The organism is Burkholderia sp. Ax-1720, from assembly GCF_011753035.1.
GTDB lineage: Bacteria > Pseudomonadota > Gammaproteobacteria > Burkholderiales > Burkholderiaceae > Burkholderia > Burkholderia gladioli.
Genome location: NZ_VWWK01000422.1, coordinates 1 through 1,370, shown reverse-complemented (window position 1 = coordinate 1,370; position 1,370 = coordinate 1). Strand labels below are relative to the sequence as shown.

General features: G+C 73.4%; 1 protein-coding gene. It reads right to left on the bottom strand.

Features of this window, described 5'->3' with window-relative positions:
- On the bottom strand, window positions 1-1,219 hold a 1,219-nt coding region (locus F3J18_RS37370; protein ID WP_166917185.1), incomplete at its 3' end, for an ATP-grasp domain-containing protein.
- Between the last annotated feature and the right edge of the window lie 151 nt (window positions 1,220-1,370).

The window sequence follows — 1,370 nt, the reverse complement described above, 5'->3', positions numbered from 1 at the left end:
CGTCCAGTTCCAGCTTCACGCGCGCCTCGATGCCGTCCAGCGCGCGCGCCAGGGTCTCGCGATCGGCCGCCGAGGCCAGCACCAGCGCGACGCGATCGCGGAAATCGCCGTCCAGCTCGACGCGCTGGCCCGGCTGGCGCAGCGCCATGAACTGCATGCGCACGCCGGCCTCGCGCGGCGCCTGGGCGAACGAGAGCGCGCGAATCGTGCCGCGCCGGCCCGGCAGCACGAAGCGGATCGCGGCCTGGCCGTCGCGACGCGGCGCGAGATCGGGCGAGACGCCCGCGTGCAGGTCCACCATCGCGCCGAGCACGTCGATGCCGGTGGCCGCCTCGATCGCCTGCGGGATCATGCCGCCCGCCAGGCGCGGGTTGATCTCGATGATCACCACGCGGCCCTCGGCGATCCGGCATTCGACATGGGCCGGGCCGAAGCGATGGCCGGTGGCGTCCAGCGCGCGCAGCGTCTCGGCCACCAGCGCGTCGCGCTGGGCGGCCGGGATCGGCGCCGGGAAATCGTGGCCGCTCTCCACGAAGAACGGCAGTTCACCGAGATGCTTGCCGGTCACGCCAAGCACGCGATAACCGCGCCCCGCGCCCAGCCCCACCACCTCCACCGAGAACTCCGCGCCCTCGACGAAGGCCTGCACCAGCAGTTGCGGCACCACCGCCAGCCCGCGCTCGTTGCTGCGCGCCGCGAGGATCTGAGCGCCGTGCTCGAGCAGCTCGGCCTCGTTTCGCACCAGCCGCACGCCGACGCTGCCCGAGCCGAACGAGGGCTTCAGCACGCGCGGATAGGACAGGCCGAGCGCCAGGTCGCGCAAGGCGCTCAGGTCCGGCACCACCTCGGTGTGGGCCGCGCCCACGCCGGCCCGCTGCAGGCAGGCGGCCAGGCGTGCCTTGTCGCGGCAGGTGCGGATCGCCTCGGGGCTCGCGCCGGCCAAGCCGAAGTGCGCGGCCACCGTGGCGGCGGTCTCGATGAAATACTCGGAGGTCGAGAACACGCCGGCGATCTGCGGGAACGCGCCGAGCGCGTCGACGATGCGCGCCACGTCGGCGGTATCGACCACCAGCGGCTCGATCAGCAGTTCGCGCAGGAACGGATAGAGCTGGGGGCGGCCGGTCACGAACACCACGTGGTAGCCGCGCAGCAGCGCCTGGCGCAGGCACAGCCGGCCGGTGCCGGTGGTATTGCTTTCGATGAATACGAAGGTCTTCACGGTCAGGGGCGTCAGGTGGTCGGTTGCTCGATGGTTCGGGTTCGCCGGGCGGCTCAGGCCGCGGGGGCCGGGGCCGCCGCGGGAGCGGCAGGCACGGCGGGCACGGTGGGCGTGGCGCGGATTTGCGCCAGCGCGTCGCCGGCCGGCTTGT